Below are 17,489 nucleotides of genomic sequence, written 5' to 3' on the forward strand. Positions count from 1 at the left end.
CGGATAAGGTGTTCCACGGACGGCTCCCTTGTTTGAGATCTCAACGAACTCATTCTGGCACATCCGATGCCGTCGGGCGCCGTCCACCCCATCATGCCGTGACCTCTGCCGATGGGTGCAGCGGAGCAGGATGCTGCACCGCTGCAGCGATCGGATGTCGCGGCATGGATCCTGTGGTCTGCGCCGCGTCGCTTCGCTCCTTGCTTCGCCCCAGGATGACGAATGGATTGGCGACTCGGCCAATTGTCGAAGTACGCATCTGCCAGAAACCTAATGCACCGCCGCATACATGATCTTCTCCTCCGTCGCCTCCGCAGGCGAGAACTCCTCGACGATGCGGCCTTGCCGGCAGACCAGGATGCGGTCGGACAGGTTCATGATCTCCGGCAGGTAGGACGAGATGACGACGACGGCCAGGCCCTCGTCGGCCAGTCGGTTGATGATCTGGTGGATCTCGGCGATGGCGCCGACATCGACGCCGCGCGTCGGTTCGTCGAAGATGACGATGCGCGGCTTCTGCACCAGCCCCTTGCCGATCACCACCTTCTGCTGGTTGCCGCCGGAAAGCTCGACCACCCGGGCATTGTCGTTGATCGCCTTGACGTTCAGTGTCTTGGTCCATTTGGCCGACAGCGTCCGCATCTCCTGTGCATTGATCACCCAGCCCTTTTCCCGCCCCGCTGCCAAAAAGCCGCCGAACAGGTTCTCGGGAATGTCCATCGTCTCGAAAATCCCCTCGCTCTTGCGATCTTCGGTGACATAGACGATACCGTCCGCCACCGCCTCGCTCGGCACGAGATAGCGGACCGGCCGATCGTGCAGCTCGATAGTGCCGCCGCGCAGGAAGTCGCGCTTGTAGATGCCGGAGACGATCTTGAACGTCTCGGTGCGGCCCGAGCCGATCAGCCCGAACACGCCGGTGATCTGGCCCTCGAAGATCGAGAAGGAATTGTTGCGCACGACATTGCTCATCGAGATGTCCTGTACCGACAGCACCTTCCTGCCGGCCCTGCGCAGCCTGGCCTCGTCGCGCTGGCTGTAGAGCTGTCCCGAAAGCGTGCGCCCGACCATCGCCGCGACGATCCTGTCGCGATCGAAAGCGGCGGTATCGTCGGTGATCACCAGCTCGCCGTCGCGCAGGATGGTGATGCGGTCGGCGATATCAAGCGCCTCTTCGAGCGCATGGCTGATGAAGACGATCGACACACCCCTTGCCTTGAGCCGGCGGATCAGCGCGAAGAAGTGCCGCTTTTCCTCTGGCGTCAGCGTCGCCGTCGGCTCGTCGAAGATGATGATCTCGGCATTGTGATGGACGGCGCGTGCAATTTCGACCATCTGCCGCTTGGCCGCGCCCAGCGTCGCCACCATGGCATTGGGGTCGACGGGAAAATTCAGCGACTGCAGGAACTGCTGCGCCGAGATGTAGGTGCCGCGCAGCCGGTTGAGAAAGCTTTCCGTGCCGAGATAAAGGTTCTGCGCCACCGTCATCGACGGCACCAGGCTGGTCTCCTGGAACACCATGGCGATGCCGGCCTCAAGTGCCGCATGCGGCGAGGCGTAGGCGATCTCCTGCCCCTTGTGGAACATCTTTCCCGATGTCGCGTCGACGACGCCGGCGATGATCTTGGTCAGCGTCGATTTTCCCGCGCCGTTCTCGCCGAGCAGCGCGTGAATCTCGCCCTTGCGCAGCTCGAAGCTGATATTCTTCACCGCGGGCACGCCGCGATAGGTCTTGGTCACGTTCTCCAGGCGGACGATCGGTTCCATCAGCGATGCCCTCCTGGAGCCAGGTCGATAGCCAGCAGGCAATCGCCGCCTTTCGAGGCAATGAACAGGCGACCGTCTTTCTCCGCCACGCTGCAGATGCCGTGGCGCGTGCCGTTGGCGCGGCTGTGCAGGCTGTACTGCGGCCGCATGTCCCGATCGAGCCTGACCACCAGCCCGTAGGAGCGGCTCGGCGACCATGGCTTGTGCATGCCCATGGTGCGGATGCCGCCGCATTGCAGCGGCTCGAGGAAGCTGCGGTTGGAGGCGAGTGCCGGCGCGATCCAGTGCTGCGGCGGCACTTGCGCCAGCATGTCGTTTCGATAGTGCTTTTCCTGCAGCACGAATTCGATCAAACGGTTGCGGGGCGCAAACAGTGCCAGCCAGGCGCCGCCATCGGCGGCAGGCGATAGCCGCGCGGGATAGCCGGGAAGATGCGCCAGCACTGTCGAGCGGCTGCCTGTCGCGCCGTCGAAGCGGATAAGTTGGTGCCGCCAGCTCTCGCTGACCAGCACATCCTTGCCTGTTGGATGCAGCCCATAGGGAAAGGCGATGTCACCGGCGAGCTTGCGGAATTCGCTGCCTGCCGGATCGCGCTTCCACAGCGAACCCGACGCACCCTTCTTCATCAGATCGGCGGCCCATTGCGACGGCCCGTGGTCGGCCGAGCCATTGGCCAGCCAAAGCGTGCCATCTTCTGCGTAGGCGAGTGCCGTTATGCAGCGGATCTCGGCCGGCAGGGCGGCCTCCTTGCCTGCAATCAACAGCCTGCCGCTTTCGAGCCCGACCGTCAGTTCGCCGGCGGGCGAGCGCGCGAGCGCGGTGACCGCGGCCGGAAATGTCTCGACCAGAACAGGCGCGCCACCGGCGGCGAGCGCGTAGACGGCATTGCCGCTGGACGCCAGCAGCTGACCGTCAGCGATCAGCAGATTGTCAGCCTCGGGCAGTTCAGCAAAGGCCGCAGCATCGTCCAGCAGCGTATTCGGCCTGAAGGCGCCATCAAGCGGCGGGATTGTCACCGCCTTGCCGCGAAAGATGTCGAGGATCGGGTCCAGCATCATGCCTTTGCTCTCCAATAGGAAGCAGGGCTGGTCCAGTTCGGGTCGGCGCCGACAATCCTGTAGCGGCCGATGCGGTTGTTGAGAATACCGCCGACGAACAGAAAACCCTTGTGCTCGCGCATCGAGGTGACCATCGGATGCGCGGCGCCCGACAGGTCGCCCATCGCTTCGACGATGCCGCCTTTCTCGTTGAATTTCACCACACCGCCGGTGTTGATGTTGGGGAACAGCCATTCGTCCTGCGGCAGCCGGCGCGTCATGCGCTTGCGCATGTCGGGATGGCGCAGCGACAGGTCGAAGCTCGGCGTGCGCATGCCGAGCCAGGCCATCCAGTAATTGCCGTCGGAGGCACGGTTGATGTTGTCGGGGTAGCCAGGCATGTCGCGGATGACGCATTCGGCCGTGCCCGCCTTCGGCCCTTCCAGCCAGTAGCGGTGCACGCTGCAGGCCCAGCTTTCGGCGAAGAACAGCGACTTGCCGTCATGCGCCATGCAGACGCCGTTGGTATAGCGGTAGCCGTCGAGCAGCGTTTTCGTCGAGCCGTCCCTCGGGTCATAGACAAGCAGCCGCCCGGTGGCGCGGTTCTCGATCGAATCCAGCGCCCAGTCGTGCGCGTCATAGCGCTTGGTGGAATCGGTGAAATAGATGCGGCCGTCCGGCGCGATGTCGCAATCATTGGGATCGCGCAGCCGCGCATCGTCGACGATCGAGGTCCAGGAGCGCGACGTTTCCGCCGAAAGCCGCTTCACCTCGCGCTGCGGCGAAACCGAATAAAGGCCCATCGCGCCAACGCAGCTGATCAGATTGCCTGTCTTGTCGAAGGCCAGGCCGAGCGGAAAGCCGCCAATATGGGCAAAGACCTCCGAGCGTTTGTAGTCCGGCGCGAAGAAGCGGACGATCTCGCCATGCCTCGTGCCGCAATAGAGATGGTCGTCGCGGTCGAGGATGACGTCTTCCGGCCCTTCCAGCTCGCCGAGCCCGATATGGTCGGCCTCCGACAGCCGGTTGTCGAGTTCGTAAGGCGTGCCCGAGCCCGGTGCCGCCGAATGCGTTGCGCCCATCTTCAGATAGACCGGTGCGACATAGACCTCGTCCAGAACCTTGTGGCGGTTCTTCAGCCAGCGAATGTCGATGGTGACTGCGACGGCCAGCATGATGCCCAGCACCATCTGGTTGGTGCCTGTGCCATAGCCCAGCCGGATCAGCCCGTTGGTCATCGTCAGCACGATGATCGCGCCCATCAGCCCCATGATCACCGAACCGCGGCCGCCGCCCAGGCTGACGCCGCCGACGACCGCCGCCGTCAACGCCATGACCTCGAGATTGAGGCCTGTGCCCGGCCCTGCCCCGCTCAGCCGGCAGGCGATGAGGAAGCCGCCGAGCGAGGCGCAGAAGCCGGAGAACACATAGGTCATGAACACGGTGCGGCGCACGCGGATGCCGGCATTGTGGGCCGATCGCCGCGACCCGCCTACCGCCTGCACATGCCAGCCGGGCCGCGAGCGCGTCAGCGCGACGTGGGTGATGATGGCCAGGATAATCGCCGCCCACACCGCAACCGACAGGCCCCAAAAGGTATCGTCACCGATGAAGTCCAGCACATCCGATGTGGCATCGGAAAGCTGCACGTCGGCGGCATAGGTGGTGACCAATATGTCGAACAGCGCCCGCCCGAAAATGAAGGTGACCAGTGTCGTCAGGAACGCGCGCAGCCGGAAATAGCCGATCAGGTAACCGTTGATCGCGCCGAACAGCAGCCCGGTGGCGATCGAGGCGGCCAGCGCCAGCCACACCGATTGTTCGAGGATGAAGAAGACGAACACGGCGGAAAAGCACGACAGCGCGAAGATCGAGCCGACCGAAAGGTCGATGCCGCCGCCCAGCATGACCACCGTCATGCCGGTGACGACCAGCGAGAATTCGCCGAGCTGGCGGGTCGATTCCTGCAGCGACATCGGCTTGAAGAAGCCGGGAATGATCGAACCGAACACGCCGAGCGTCGCCACCAGCGCCAGGAACGGAATGGCGTTGTCGGTCCAGCGTTTGCTCAGGATCTCGCCGACAAGGTGGTCGGGCACGAGATTGTAGCGCCAGGATTGAAGGCGTTCGCGAAAGGACATCGGTTGCTGCTGCCACTCAAGAGAGAAAGAGGCGGCCGAACCCGGTCCGGCCACCTCGTCGATGCTTGCAACGGACCCGCGGTTTACTTGGCCGCAGCTTGGGCTTGCAGTGCTTTCAAGTCCCAGCAGCTGTCTGGCTTGAGGTCGGCCTTGGTTGTCGCCTTCTCCAGCGTGTAGATGTAGGTGTGCGAGGTGCCGGCCGGCTGGCCGCTCTGCAACAGGAACTTGATGACGGCGTTCATGTCACCCGACTGGCGGGCAAGATCGGTCATCACCACCGCGCCATAAGTGCCGTCCTGCAGCTTGTCGCAGTCGGCGGTCTTTTCGCCACCGCCGGTGGTGACCAGAAAGACTTTGCCCTCGAGCTTGGCATCGCGGATCGCAGCCGATGCGCCGGTCGCGTCGCCGTCCCAGAAATCGATGATGGCGCAGATGTCGGGGTTCTGCTGCAGCATCGTCGTCGTCACGTTGCGCGAGGTCGTCGCATCCCAGTTGGAGTCAGGCTTGGCCACGACCTTGAAGTCGGGGTTCTTGTCCAGCACCTTCATGATGCCGGCATATTGGTAGAGGCTCGACGAGTTGGCCTGGTCGCCCTGCACCAGCCCGATCTTCTTGGACGAGTTCGGCCCACAACCCTTGATCGCCGCTTCGGCTTCCAGCTGGCCGAGCCGATCCCAGTCGCTGCCGACAAAGGCATCGGCCGGGAAGTTCGCCGGATTGTCGACCAAAAGCACATAGGTGCCGGCCGCCTGCGCCTTCTTCATCAGCTTGGCATAGGAGTTGAGGTCGGGCGAGTGGATGATCAGCACGTCCGGCCTGGCGTCCGACGAGATCGCGTCGGTTATCGCCTGCGCGCCGGCATCGACCACCCAGTTCGGGTCACGCGTCTCGAACACGCCACCCCAGGCCTCGACCTCCGTCTTCAGGTAATGCGCCCAGCCCTGTGCCAGGTCGAAGCCCATCGCCATCGGTACCAGCATCACGCGCTTGCCCTTGAGTGCTTGCGAATAGGCGCCCGGACCCGGATCTTCGGCCGCGAAGCCCGGCGCCACGAAGGCGGAGGCGGCAAGCGCTGCCGCGGCAGCCATAAACGTCCTGATGATTTTCATGTCACATCCTCTGGTTTGGTCGTTGTCGTTCGCGGCCGGCCCCAACCGTTCGCGTCGGTCTAAATGTCGCCTTGCTGCGCGGTCTGCTCGTCGCGCGGATTGATGAACCCATCGACGATGATCGCCGCCAGCAGGATCGCGGCCTTGATCAGGTTCTGATAGAGCAGCGGAATATCGATGATGGTCATGGCGTTGAGCAGGATGCCAATCAGCGCGGCACCCACCAGCACGTTGCGCACCCCGCCCCGCCCGCCAGACAGACCGATGCCGCCGATCACCGCCACCAGCACGATGTCGTAGAGCAGCGTGGAATTGACGATGCGGGTGTTGATCGAATGCAGGCTGGCGGCGGTGAGCAGGCCGGCCACCAGAGAGACCAGGGCCGACAGCACGTAGCGCAGCACCAGCATCGGGCGCACTGGAATGCCGATGTTGCGCGCGGCGACCGGGTTGTCACCGGCGAAATAGACGTAGCGGCCCCATTTGGTGTAGCGCAGGAACAGGAAGAAGGCGAAAGCCAGCCCGGCGAAGACAAACACCTCGACCGGGATGTCGAGGAAACGCAGCCCGCCCAGAAGCTCGACCCAATGGCCGGGCGGCACGGGCACGGCGTCTTGCGTGATCAGTTGTGAACGCACATAGCCGAAGACGAAGGATGCGGTCGCCAGCGTCACGAAGATCGCCGGAACCTCGGCGTAGGCGACCAGGATTCCGTTCAACAGCCCGATGGCGAGAACGCCAGCGAGCACATAGGCGAAGGCCAGCCCGTCGGACGTTCCCGAATTCAGCAGTTGCAGATACCAGGCGACCGACATCGCCATGATCGCCACCGCCGATAGATCGATGCCTCTGCCTATGATGACGACCGCCATGCCGAGCGCCAATATGCCCAGCACCGAGACCGAGCGCACGATGGCAACAAGATTGTTCGAGTTGATAAACCCAGGCAGTCCGATGGCGGCGGCAATGAACAGCACAACCGCGATGGCAAAGACAATGCCCTCCTGGTTCAGGCTTCTCCAGTTTAGCCAGCCGGTCGCGTTCATTGCCCGCTTTCACCCGCGATGGCTACGCCCTGCTCCCTCTCAAGACCAATTCGTCAAATGAATCCGCGCATTGCAGGCCGGCTTGCGAGGAAATTCCGCGGTTGGATGCACCGATTGGCGAGGCTGGCGCAATGCCAGGAACTCAAGCACTTTTGCAATTGACCGTGCCAATCGAACCGCTCGCAAAAGTTTGTTCCACAACGAGCGAAGCAGGCAGAATTTATGTCCGCGCTCGCCGCTGGATTCCCGCGTCAAATCCGCAAAGCATGGCCCGAGACCTCGGCGCCGGCAGCCTTCGGTAACGCCAGAAAGCGGAACGAGGCGACGAGACCGATTGCGCCGATCACCAGGAAGGCAAGGCGGAAGTCGACGAGATCGAGCGCTGCCGCGCCCCTGGCGATCTGTGACAGGTTGAGCAGTGCCGCCGCCACCGCCACGCCGAACAGCATCGCCACCTGCTGCAGCATGCTGGACAACGTCGCTGCCGAGCTGCGCTGCTGTGAGGCCACATCGGCGAAGGCCAGCGTGTTGAGCGCGGTGAACTGCATCGAACGCGACAGGCCGGCGATCAGCATCAGCACCACCACCAACGCTTGCGGCGTCTGCGGCGAAAGCGCCGCGCAGGCCATGATCGACAAGGAGGCGATCACCCCGTTGACGATCAGCACCGAACGGAAGCCGAAGCGCCTCAGCGTCGGCGTCGTCACCGCCTTCATGCCGAGATTGCCGAGGAAATAGGCCAGGATCATCATGCCCGCATCGACCGGGCTCAGGCCGAAGCCGACCTGGAACAAAAGCGGCAGCAGGAACGGCGTGGCGTTGATGGCGATGCGGAAGATCGTGCCGGCCGACAGCGTCGAGATGGCGAAGGTCTGCACCTTGAAAGCTGTGAGATCGAGCAGCGGATGGTTGGCGCGTCGCAGATGCCGCACCGCCAGCCAGCCGACCAAAATGCCCGTGCCGAGCAATGCCACGGTCGGCAACACACCCTTTTGCGGATGCGCGATGCGCTCGAGGCCGTAGAGCATCGCGGCGAGCCCCACCGAGGTCAGCAGGAAGCCCGGCCAGTCGAGCGGCCTAGCGCCGCCTTCGCGGTCGCCGGGAATGAAGCGGGCGACCAGTGCCAAACCGGCAACCCCAAGCGGAATGTTGATGAAGAAATTCCAGTGCCAGGAGAGATAGGTGGTGATGAAGCCGCCAAGCACCGGCCCGACCACCGGCGCGAACAGCGCCGGCCAGGTGATCAGCGCCGTGGCGTTGAGAAGCTCGGATTTCGGCGCGTTGCGCAGCACCAGGATGCGGCCGACCGGCGTCATCAGCGCGCTGCCCAGGCCCTGAACCGCGCGTGCGGCGACGAACTCGGCCAGGTTCTGTGAGATGCCGCAAACGAGCGAGGCCAGCGTGAACAGGGCGATCGCCACGAGGAAGATGTTGCGCGCGCCAAAACGGTCGGCAAGCCAGCCGGACAGCGGCACGAACACCGCCATGGTCAGCATATAGACGGTGATGCCGATGCTCATCGCCACCGCCGGTACGCCGAAGGATTCTCCCATCTGCGGCAGCGAGGTCGAGATGATGGTCGAATCCAGAAGCTGCATGAAAAAGGCGACGGCGACGATCAGCGCCACCCGCCGAGCTTGCCGCGCCGCCGGCGCGGTTTCGGGCAAGGCTTTGTTTTCGGGAATGGCGGTCATGCGCAGAACTGTCCGAAGGGGAATTTTCACCCGCTCCATCGGCAACCGCACAATTGTCCGGCAAACCGATGACGCACCGGTTTCAACAGCATCTGGCCGGTGCCGTCCAGACCTGGTCCAACAAACTTTCGTGTGGCATCGCAGCCGGCCATGCGATGACCTGGCCCTGGCGCCGAACCGGCCTTCACGATCCGCGATGACGCTTTGTGCCGCTGCCGGGGCGTCTTATGCGGCTTCGATCTTCTCCAGGAACAGACTGAGCTGGTCCGGGTCCATGTGCACGACGTGCCTGTCTTCGGGATACGCCAGGCTGTTCACATCGGCGACATATTCGGAAAAGGCGGCGATGCGTTCGGCCTGCAGGCGATCGTATTCGGCGGCGAAATTGCGATAGACCTTGGAATGGCGCGGCATGTGGCCACGGTTCTGGCCGAGGATGTCGTCGGCGAACAGATACTGCGCGTCACAGCCGGTGCCCGCTCCCATCGACAGCATGATCAGCGACGTCCGTTCCGAGATCGCCTTGGCCACTTCCACCGGCACCACCTCGATCTCGGCGCCGATCGCGCCGGCGGCCTCCAGTTGCTTCACCGCCTCGAACACCTGCATGGCGGTGTCGGCGGTCTTGCCGACAGCCTTGAAGCCGCCGGTCCAGGTGGCGCGTGACGGGATGAGGCCGACATGGCCGATTACCGGAATGGCATCGTCGGCCATCCGCTTGATGGTGGCATACCCGGCGCTGCAATAGACCGCATCGGCGCTGGCCTTGTAGAGCCGGAACGCCCAGCGGACGAAATCATCGGCCGTGCCGATCTCGAAGAAATTCTCGCCCGGCATGGTGAACAGGCTGGGTGCCGCATCGCGGTATTGCGGATTGAGCACCAACTCCGGTGGCACCGAGACGATGTCGACGCCGGCGCGTTCGGCGGCCTCGGCCTCGTCCATCGTCAGCACGCGCAGCATGGTCAGCTGCCGCTTGCCCTTCATGGCACGCAGGTCTGCGACGGTCGGTCTTTTCCGGCTCATGGATTTGGTCCCCTTTGCTACGTGACAGAAGGCAGGTCAGGCGATCTGGATCATCACCTTGCCAGCTTCGACCTTGACTGGATAGGTCGCGAGATTGACGCAAACGGGAGCGCCCTTGGCCTGGCCGGTCTTGTAGTTGAAGCGGCCATTGTGCTTGGGGCATTCGATGATGTCGTCCATGACAAGACCATCGGCCAAGTGTGCCTTCTCATGCGTGCAAAACCCGTCGGTGGCGAAGAATTCATCGTCCGGCGAACGGTAAATCGCGAAGGTGCGGCCGCCATGGTCGAAGCGGATGACGTCTTCCTCGTCGACATCGTCCACGGCGCACGCTTCGACCCAATCGGCCATTCTATGTCTCTCCTGAAATTTTCTGCATGGCGCCGGTGCGGTGCCTATTCAGCCGCCGCCGACATGTTCACTTCGTGGAACTCGCCACGATAGGGCCTGGCCGTTGGCGGCAGTTCGCGCTCGAGGAAATAATCCTCGTATTTGAGCTGCCTGAGCAGGACAGGCCAGACCTCGCGATAGGCATGCCATATCGACGGGTTCGGCTCCGGCAGATCGTGCTTGATCAATTCATGCAGCTTTGGCAGCGCGTGATAGGGCACCATCGGAAACATGTGGTGCTCGACGTGGTAGTTCATGTTCCAGTAGATGAACCGGCTGATCGGGTTCATGTACACGGTACGGGTGTTGAGCCGGTGGTCGACGACGTTGTCGGCCAGACCGATGTGTTGCAGCAGGCCGGTCATCACCATGTGCCAGGTGCCGTAGAGGCGCGGCACGCCGATGAGCACCACCGGTATCCACGACTGCATGTAGAGGGCGAGTGCTATCGTGGCGATGTAGATGGCGATATGCCAGCGCGCCGCGATGACGGCCTTGTGCTGTTCCATCTCGGGAACGTAGCTTTTCTCGTCGGGCGTCAGCTTGCCGAACGCCTGGCGTACCAGTGCCGGAAGCGAATAGCGAAAATCGAGGATGCCGGTGAAAGCCAGCGCCGCACGCAAAAGGTCCGGCGGGCGCATCACGGCGATCTCGGCGTCGCGGCCGACGATGATGGTGTCGGTGTGGTGGCGGGCATGGCTCCAGCGCCAGGTCACCGGGTTGCGCATCAGCATGAAGCTGGCGATCTGGTAGACGACATCGTTCATCCAGCGCGTGCGGAAGGCAGTGCCATGGCCGCATTCGTGCCAGCGCGAGTCGCTGGACGAGCCATAGAGCACGCCGTAGACGAAGAAGAACGGCACGCACCACCAGGTACCCCAGAAATATATGGCGCCGGCGGCGGAGCCGAGGATGGCGACGATCCAGATGATCGTGTCGCGGATCGCCGGGCCGTCTGAGCGCTGCATCAGCTCCTTGATCGCCTTGCGAGGGACATCCGTGTGGTACCACTCCGCCGAGGCCAGTCCCGTCTCGATCGCCCTGCGCGTGCTTTCGCCGACCAGGCTGTAATCGCGCTTTACCGTGCCAGCCATTGTGACCTCCGATTCCCGATCTGCCGCGAGCCCTCCCCGCTCCGGCCGGAGCCAGCCTCCCAACTGGTGTCCCGTATCTTGTTCGCCATTATCACGACCTGCCTCCAAGAACAGGAAAACGGGCCGACGGCTGCGGGTAGTCCTCTCGCGGCTGCCTGGCGATTGCCGCGATCCGGCTCTCCGCATCGGCGATCTCGCCGGCGCCGTCCAGAACCCGGAACACGGCATCGTAGGAGCGGCTCTCGCCGTGCTCCAGCCAAATCATCTCGCCGCGTTCGCGCGCGGCCAGATTCCCAAGCACATGATGCGTCGACGGCTCGATGCCAAGCGCGTACTGCCCGGCCTGGAAATTCTGCCATTGATAGGCGCAGGGCAATTGGTCCTTGCGCGTGACCACCTCGAAGCCGAGGCCGAGCCTATCGTTGACCACCGCCACCGGCACTTCGCCGGCGCTGTCGGCGCCGAGCTCGTGCTGCCAGACCTGTTCCTTGAACCCCGGTTGCGGAGCCGGCACCGTGCGGTAGCCGACCTTCTGCGCTTCATAGCGCTCGCCGGCATGGCCTGCCCAGATGACGTCGCGGATCGGCGCCAGGTAGCGCGCGCCCTCGTCGAGCACCGGATGACTGACATTGATGTGGTAGAAATACATATGCGGCGTCCGGTTGAAGCCGTGATTGACGACACGGTCCGAAAGCCGGATCTCGTTGCCGCCGACATCGGCCTCGATCCGCCGCAGCAGATGCAGATCTTCACCGAATACCGTCGATTGCTGGACGATGCCTTCGGCCCACAACACGCAGCGGTCGCCGTCCCAGGTCTCGCCATAGCCGGTCAGCCGCGCCGGAATGGTGCTGACGCGGCCGTGCAGCGAATGGCGCACCGTCTTCTTCGGCGGGTAGTTGTAGCTATCGGCCGGTACTTCGTTCATGAACAATATATGGTCGAGGCCGCAGGTCAGCAGAAGGCCGGAGAACGATCGCGCCCACGCCAATCCCTCCTCGCCTTCATATTCGTGCAGGCCGGGATGGCGAAAACCGCTCGGCGAGTGCCAGCCGATCGCCTGGCCTTTGAAGTCGCAGTCGGCGATATCGAGCGCCCGGTCGACCAGCGCGGTGAAGCGCAGGCCGGAGCCGGTGCGGAATTCGAGCATGCGGATGCCGCGCTCGACGCCGTCGCCAAGCGTCATCAGCCGCACGCCGGCAAACTGCGACAGCATGCCGGATCGTTCCGAGACCTGCCGGCGCGACAGCATCTTGCCGTAAAGCTCTACCATGTGACGGCCAGTTCTTTCACTTTGCTCCCGTCCTTCACTTCGCTCTCGTCTCCTTGAGCAGGGCCGACATGTCGGCGCCGGTGATGATGCTTTCCACGGTCAGCAGATCGGTGTCGGCGACCGTTTGCTCGGCGACGATCTCGCCGCGGCGCATAACGATGATGCGGTCGGCGACCTGGAAGACGTGATGGATGTTGTGGGTGATCAAAAGCACCGAGTGACCGGCGTCGCGCACCTCCTTGACGAAGCGCAGCACGCCGTGCGTTTCCTCGACGCCGAGATTGTTGGTCGGCTCGTCGAGGATGATGACCTTGGCGGCAAACTGCATGGCGCGCGAGATGGCGATCGACTGACGCTCGCCGCCTGACAGCGTGCTGACCAGCGCATCGGCGTCGAGTTTTTTCGAGATGCCGACGCGCTTCAATAGAGCCGACGCAGCATCGCGCAATCGAGCGAGATCGAGCGGCGCGAACACGCCCAGCCATTTGAGATTGACCGGCTCGCGGCCGAGGAAAAGATTGCGCGCAATGCTGAGATCGGGCGCCAGCGAGGTGTCCTGGTGGATGGTCTCGATGCCGAGATCCATCGCATCGCGTGTCGAGCGGATCGAGACCTTCTGGCCGCGCACATAGATGTCGCCGCGATCGACCGGAAACACGCCCGAGATCGCCTTGATCAGCGTCGATTTGCCGGCGCCGTTGTCACCGAGCAAGGCCACCACTTCGCCCTCGTTGAGCGTGAAGGAGGCGCTCTTCAGGGCGCGGACGCTGCCGAAGGATTTTTGCAAATTCTGCAGCCGAAGCACTTCCATGATCAGCTCCTGGCGGCGTTCTTCTGCAGCAAAGCGTGCAGGATGAGCATGGCAAGGATGATGATGCCGACGAAGATGTTGTAGGCGAGCCCGGGCACGCCGATCAGCACGATGCCGTTGCGGATGCTGCGCAGCATCAGCGCGCCGACGATGGTGCCGAAAATGGTGCCGCGCCCACCGGTCAGCGCGGTGCCGCCAACCACCACCATGGCGATCACTTCGAGCTCGTAGCCGGTGCCTGCCACCGGCGAGGCGGCAGAGATGCGAAAGGCGCTGATCATGCCGGCGAGACCGGCCAGCACCGAGGTCAGGATGAACAGCCAGATCTTGACCGCATCGGCCGGCACGCCGCGCGCCACGGCAGCGTTACGGTTCGAGCCGATAGCACTGATCCAGTTGCCGAGCTTGGCGTAGCGCAGCACATAGATCGCCAGTAGCGACAGGCCGATGAACCACCACAGCGAGGTATAGAAACGGAACGTTCCGATATTGAAGCTGCCGGCCAGCAGCGTCACGAAGAAGCCTGGCTGGTTCCAGGATTTCAGCGGAAAGCCTTGGGTGATGTAAAGCGCTGCCCCACGCACGACGAGCAGCATCGACAGTGTCACCAGGAAGGACGAGATGCCGATCTTGGTGACGATCAGCCCGTTGATCGCACCGATCGCTATGCATAGCAGCAGGCCGGCCAGCAGCGCGAGGCCAATATCAAACCCGCCGTTCTGCACCAGCAGCATGACGACGACCGGCGCCAGCCCGAATACGGCACCGACCGAAAGGTCGAACTCGCCCGCCGTCAGAAGCAGCGTCATGCCGAGCGCGATGATGCCGAGCTCGGGCAGGAACGCCATCATGTTGGAGATGTTGAGCGGCGACAGGAAATTCGCGTCGGCGATCGCGAACACCGCAAGCAGGACAATCAGGATGACGAGCGAAGAGAACTGCGGCGAGCGCATCAGGCTCGACCTGCGTTTGGCACGCGGCATTTCCTCTTCTGCGGCAATTGTCATGACTGTTTCGACCATATTTCAAGGTGACGCCCGCCGCATGCGCGGCGAGCGTCAATTTCAATCACTTGTTGTAGAGTTTCAGGATCGGTTCGACGCTCGACGCGTCGTAGAGGCTGAACGTGTGGATGTCGTAGCCGATCGGTTCGCCAGCGGCGGCCAAACCGAGCAGCGCCACCGGCATGAAGCCCTGCGCTGACGGGAACTGCCAGGCAGCCGCGTTGATGAAGCCGGACTTCACTGACTCGGCCGTTTCCTTCGAATTGCCCCAGCCGACGACCGGAATCTTGCCGGCCTGCACGCCGGCGCCGTCGAACACCCGCTTGACGCTGGCCGCAACGGAGTCGCCGAGCGCGATGATCGCCGGCGGGTTGTTGGCGACCATGTAGTCGGTCATCTTGGCGATGATGCCGGCCGGATCGGTGCCGCAATCGACCACGTCATATTTGATGCCGAGCGGATCGAAGACGCTGGCGATGCCTTCGGTCTCGAGCTGCTGGTAGCTGGCGCCCGGCACTTCGACCGGCAGGAACACCTTGTCGCCCTGCTTCACCATATTGTGGTCGACCAGATATTTCGCCCAGATGACACCGGCTTCCTTAAGGTCGGCGCCGACATAGGCCTGCCGGCCGGTTGCCGGATCGTCGGTATTGAAGAACACGATCGGGATGCCGGCCGCCTTGGCTGCCTTGACCTCCTCGGTCCACAGGCCGGGCTGCGCCGAGGTCGTGGCGATGCCGTCCGGTTTGGCGGCGAGTGCCGAGTTGAAGGCTTCCTTCTGCGCCGCCATGTCGCCGCCGCTGAACGAGATCTTGCAGGTCACCTTGAGCTGGTCGCAGGCCTTGGTGGCGCCGGCATTCCAGTCGATCCAGAAGGCATCCGACGGGCCGCCATGCGACAGCAGGTAGAACGTCTTCTGGGCGTCCTGCGCCAGCGCCGGCGTACCCAGCGCAACACCGGCGAGAACCGTCGCCGCGGCAGCGATTTTCAACGCGAATTTCAACATTTCTCTTCCTCCCTTGTTTCGTAGCCGAACCGCGCCATCACAGTCCGTTGGCGCGGAATTTTCCGTCGAGGAATTTCTTGGCACGGGGCACGTCGTCTTCCGAAAGATGCTCGATGATGACCGGGATGTTCGGATGCTTTTCGGCCAGCCGCTTGAGATAGAGGTCGTAATTCAGCGAACCGAGGCCGGGCGCCGGCAGCTCGATCTCGCCGACGCCGCGGAAGGTGTGGCTCTCCAGCGCGTCCTCGTCGCCGATGTCTGCGTGCTTTTCCGACTTGTCGCCGCCGGAACGCTTGACGTCCTTGGCGTGGGCAATCTTGATCTTGTCGGTCAATGTGTCGAACACCTGGTTCAGGATCTGGTCCATCCTGTCGATGTTGTGCGTTTCGAAATAGTTGGTCGGGTCCATCAGCAGGCCGAGGCCTGGGTGGTCGATCTGCGCGAACATCCTCACCGTCTCTTCGACCGAACCGACGACATTGTTGACATAGGTTTCGAGCAGGAAGACTGCGCCGTGGTCATAGGCGGTCTGGGCAAGGTCGGCGATGACCTTGCGGCATTCCTCAAAACCTTCCTCGGTCTTGTTCTTCGGGTGATGCACCCAGTCGGACTCGGTGTTGTAGGTACCGGTTTCCGAGATCACGTAAGGGGTGCCGAAATGGCGTGCGTTGCGGATGATCTCCTTCAAATAGCCGACGCGCCGCTCGCGCTCGCCCAGGTCCGGATGGATGATGTTGGTGTAGCCCGACACACAGCAGATCGGCAGATTGTGGTCGCGGAACGTATCGCGGACAGTCTTGGCCTTGTCCTTGGTGATCTGTCCGGCGGAAAGGTCGATATCCCTGAAATGCAGGTCGAGCTGCACGGTGTTGAAATCGAGCGCACGGATCTTCTGCGCGGTTTCCTTGAGGCCATACGGGAAATAACCCGTGAAAATACCTGCCTGCATCATGGTGTGAAGTCCTCCCTGTAAGTGATTCAGTCGTCCGGTGTTTCAGTTGATCGAGATTTCGGAAAGCTTGACGGTCCGGCCCTTGTCGATGGAGCGGTAGCCGGCTTCGACCAGCGCCATGGTCTTGACGTTGTCGGCGACGGACAGCGCCGGCGGCTCGCCCGTCTTGACCGCGTGCTGGAGCTGCTCCATGACGCCGATGAAGGCATGCGGGAACCACATCGTGTCCCAGCTGGGCGTCACCCATTCACCACCGGTGGTCTCGGTCGAGGCATAGGTCAGCGTCGAGGCAGAACCTGTCGGCCAGCCGATGGTGCCCTTGGCGACGCCCTTGGTGCCGTCGACGCGCCAGTTGATGTGCTGGTCGTCCTTGTAGCCCTCCTGGCGCGGACCGGACCAGACATCCTCAAGCGATACGGCGAGCACGCCCGACGGGAACTTTATCGTCGACACGGTGATGCCGTCCGAATGATCGAAGCGGGTGCGCGGATCCTTGCGGGTCAGGGTGGTGATCTCCAAGGGATCGCCGAACAGGAAGCGCAATACGTCGAGATGGTGGACGCTCATATTGGCGAGCGTCAGCCGGTCATAGTCCTCGAGGAAGCTCTGCCAGTGCGGGATCGCATGCATGTCGATCTGGGCGAAAACGATGTCGCCGAGCGCGCCGCTGTCGATGATCTGCTTCAAGACGCGCATCGACTGGTCGTAACGCATGTTCTGGTTGACCGAGAGGATCTTGCCTGCCTTGGCCGCCTCGTCGCGAAGTTTGACGGCCTCTTCAAGGGACAGCGCCAATGGCTTCTGCGCCAGGATCGCCTTGATATGTGCCTGCTTCAGAGCATGACGGATCAGTGCCGGCTGCTTGTCCGGCGGAAAGGCAAGGTCGATGATCTCGACGTTCTTGTCCTCGATGAGCTGTTCCGGCGTGTCGTGGACGGTTGGGATATCCCAGCGTTTGGCGACTTTCTCGGCGCTGGCCTTGGTCCGCGAGGCAATCGCCACCACCGGGAAACCGGCTTCCTTGTAGGCGGCAAGGTGACATTCGGCCATGATCATGCCGGCGCCGACGCAGCCGATCCTGTATTCCCTGGTGCGGACTTTAACGTCCGGCTCGAAGCCGTTGCCCACCATTTCTTGGC

The 17,489-nt window shown here is 62.9% G+C and carries 15 protein-coding genes; all 15 read right to left on the reverse strand.

Annotated features, from left to right (window positions below):
- Positions 1-270: 270 nt before the first annotated feature.
- The 15 genes from NKJ91_RS29160 to NKJ91_RS29230 all read right to left on the reverse strand — a co-directional run bounded on the left by NKJ91_RS29160 (position 271) and on the right by NKJ91_RS29230 (position 17,481).
- Positions 271-1,767 (reverse strand): sugar ABC transporter ATP-binding protein, encoded by a 1,497-nt coding sequence (locus NKJ91_RS29160; RefSeq protein WP_352458297.1) that lies wholly within the window; start codon positions 1,765-1,767, stop codon positions 271-273.
- A complete protein-coding gene (locus NKJ91_RS29165) occupies positions 1,767-2,825 on the reverse strand; it encodes an SMP-30/gluconolactonase/LRE family protein (RefSeq protein ID WP_352458298.1) in 1,059 nt (352 codons plus the stop codon). The genes NKJ91_RS29160 and NKJ91_RS29165 overlap by 1 nt, the downstream gene beginning before the upstream one ends.
- Positions 2,822-4,945 (reverse strand): ABC transporter permease, encoded by a 2,124-nt coding sequence (locus NKJ91_RS29170; RefSeq protein ID WP_352458299.1) that lies wholly within the window; start codon positions 4,943-4,945, stop codon positions 2,822-2,824. The genes NKJ91_RS29165 and NKJ91_RS29170 overlap by 4 nt, the downstream gene beginning before the upstream one ends.
- Positions 4,946-5,028: 83 nt before the next feature.
- Positions 5,029-6,054 carry a sugar ABC transporter substrate-binding protein gene (locus tag NKJ91_RS29175; RefSeq protein WP_352458300.1) on the reverse strand — a complete coding sequence of 342 codons (1,026 nt, stop codon included), beginning with the start codon at positions 6,052-6,054 and terminating at the stop codon, positions 5,029-5,031.
- Between the two features lie 59 nt (positions 6,055-6,113).
- The gene (locus NKJ91_RS29180; RefSeq protein WP_023675789.1) at positions 6,114-7,100 is read right to left on the reverse strand and encodes an ABC transporter permease; all 987 of its coding nucleotides are present in this window, start codon (positions 7,098-7,100) and stop codon (positions 6,114-6,116) included.
- A 251-nt stretch (positions 7,101-7,351) separates the two neighbouring features.
- On the reverse strand, positions 7,352-8,794 hold the full coding sequence (locus NKJ91_RS29185) for a DHA2 family efflux MFS transporter permease subunit (RefSeq protein ID WP_352458301.1): 1,443 nt from the start codon (positions 8,792-8,794) through the stop codon (positions 7,352-7,354).
- Positions 8,795-9,019: 225 nt separating this feature from the next.
- A complete protein-coding gene (locus NKJ91_RS29190) occupies positions 9,020-9,820 on the reverse strand; it encodes a 3-methyl-2-oxobutanoate hydroxymethyltransferase (protein ID WP_023675787.1) in 801 nt (266 codons plus the stop codon).
- 36 nt (positions 9,821-9,856) lie between these two features.
- Positions 9,857-10,171 (reverse strand): MocE family 2Fe-2S type ferredoxin, encoded by a 315-nt coding sequence (locus tag NKJ91_RS29195; protein ID WP_352458302.1) that lies wholly within the window; start codon positions 10,169-10,171, stop codon positions 9,857-9,859.
- Positions 10,172-10,215: 44 nt separating this feature from the next.
- The gene (locus NKJ91_RS29200) at positions 10,216-11,304 is read right to left on the reverse strand and encodes a fatty acid desaturase family protein (protein ID WP_352458303.1); all 1,089 of its coding nucleotides are present in this window, start codon (positions 11,302-11,304) and stop codon (positions 10,216-10,218) included.
- Positions 11,305-11,395: 91 nt separating this feature from the next.
- Positions 11,396-12,577, reverse strand: a complete 1,182-nt coding sequence (locus NKJ91_RS29205; protein ID WP_352458304.1) for an aldose 1-epimerase family protein — start codon at positions 12,575-12,577, stop codon at positions 11,396-11,398.
- A 34-nt stretch (positions 12,578-12,611) separates the two neighbouring features.
- Positions 12,612-13,394, reverse strand: coding sequence for an ATP-binding cassette domain-containing protein (locus NKJ91_RS29210; RefSeq protein WP_352458321.1), 783 nt, complete (start codon positions 13,392-13,394; stop codon positions 12,612-12,614).
- Entirely contained in the window at positions 13,391-14,395 is a 1,005-nt protein-coding gene (locus NKJ91_RS29215) for an ABC transporter permease (RefSeq protein WP_352458305.1), read from the reverse strand. The genes NKJ91_RS29210 and NKJ91_RS29215 overlap by 4 nt, the downstream gene beginning before the upstream one ends.
- 61 nt (positions 14,396-14,456) lie before the next feature.
- Positions 14,457-15,398: a sugar ABC transporter substrate-binding protein gene (locus tag NKJ91_RS29220; protein WP_352458306.1), complete on the reverse strand. Its 942-nt coding sequence runs from the start codon at positions 15,396-15,398 to the stop codon at positions 14,457-14,459.
- A gap of 37 nt (positions 15,399-15,435) precedes the next feature.
- The gene (locus NKJ91_RS29225; RefSeq protein ID WP_023675780.1) at positions 15,436-16,350 is read right to left on the reverse strand and encodes a sugar phosphate isomerase/epimerase family protein; all 915 of its coding nucleotides are present in this window, start codon (positions 16,348-16,350) and stop codon (positions 15,436-15,438) included.
- Between the two features lie 42 nt (positions 16,351-16,392).
- A complete protein-coding gene (locus NKJ91_RS29230) occupies positions 16,393-17,481 on the reverse strand; it encodes a Gfo/Idh/MocA family protein (RefSeq protein WP_023675779.1) in 1,089 nt (362 codons plus the stop codon).
- Positions 17,482-17,489 lie beyond the last annotated feature (8 nt).

This window comes from Mesorhizobium sp. M0040, assembly GCF_040323505.1.
Lineage (GTDB): Bacteria > Pseudomonadota > Alphaproteobacteria > Rhizobiales > Rhizobiaceae > Mesorhizobium.

What these genes read in the sequence shown, in the direction of transcription:
- NKJ91_RS29160 (WP_352458297.1), bottom strand. Translation starts at nt 1,767, where the DNA reads ATGGAACCGATCGTCCGCCTGGAGAACGTGACCAAGACCTATCGCGGC.
- NKJ91_RS29180 (WP_023675789.1), bottom strand. Translation starts at nt 7,100, where the DNA reads ATGAACGCGACCGGCTGGCTAAACTGGAGAAGCCTGAACCAGGAGGGC.
- NKJ91_RS29200 (WP_352458303.1), bottom strand. Translation starts at nt 11,304, where the DNA reads ATGGCTGGCACGGTAAAGCGCGATTACAGCCTGGTCGGCGAAAGCACG.
- NKJ91_RS29170 (WP_352458299.1), bottom strand. Translation starts at nt 4,945, where the DNA reads ATGTCCTTTCGCGAACGCCTTCAATCCTGGCGCTACAATCTCGTGCCC.
- NKJ91_RS29230 (WP_023675779.1), bottom strand. Translation starts at nt 17,481, where the DNA reads ATGGTGGGCAACGGCTTCGAGCCGGACGTTAAAGTCCGCACCAGGGAA.
- NKJ91_RS29205 (WP_352458304.1), bottom strand. Translation starts at nt 12,577, where the DNA reads ATGGTAGAGCTTTACGGCAAGATGCTGTCGCGCCGGCAGGTCTCGGAA.
- NKJ91_RS29220 (WP_352458306.1), bottom strand. Translation starts at nt 15,398, where the DNA reads ATGTTGAAATTCGCGTTGAAAATCGCTGCCGCGGCGACGGTTCTCGCC.
- NKJ91_RS29215 (WP_352458305.1), bottom strand. Translation starts at nt 14,395, where the DNA reads ATGACAATTGCCGCAGAAGAGGAAATGCCGCGTGCCAAACGCAGGTCG.
- NKJ91_RS29185 (WP_352458301.1), bottom strand. Translation starts at nt 8,794, where the DNA reads ATGACCGCCATTCCCGAAAACAAAGCCTTGCCCGAAACCGCGCCGGCG.
- NKJ91_RS29175 (WP_352458300.1), bottom strand. Translation starts at nt 6,054, where the DNA reads ATGAAAATCATCAGGACGTTTATGGCTGCCGCGGCAGCGCTTGCCGCC.
- NKJ91_RS29165 (WP_352458298.1), bottom strand. Translation starts at nt 2,825, where the DNA reads ATGATGCTGGACCCGATCCTCGACATCTTTCGCGGCAAGGCGGTGACA.
- NKJ91_RS29225 (WP_023675780.1), bottom strand. Translation starts at nt 16,350, where the DNA reads ATGATGCAGGCAGGTATTTTCACGGGTTATTTCCCGTATGGCCTCAAG.
- NKJ91_RS29190 (WP_023675787.1), bottom strand. Translation starts at nt 9,820, where the DNA reads ATGAGCCGGAAAAGACCGACCGTCGCAGACCTGCGTGCCATGAAGGGC.
- NKJ91_RS29195 (WP_352458302.1), bottom strand. Translation starts at nt 10,171, where the DNA reads ATGGCCGATTGGGTCGAAGCGTGCGCCGTGGACGATGTCGACGAGGAA.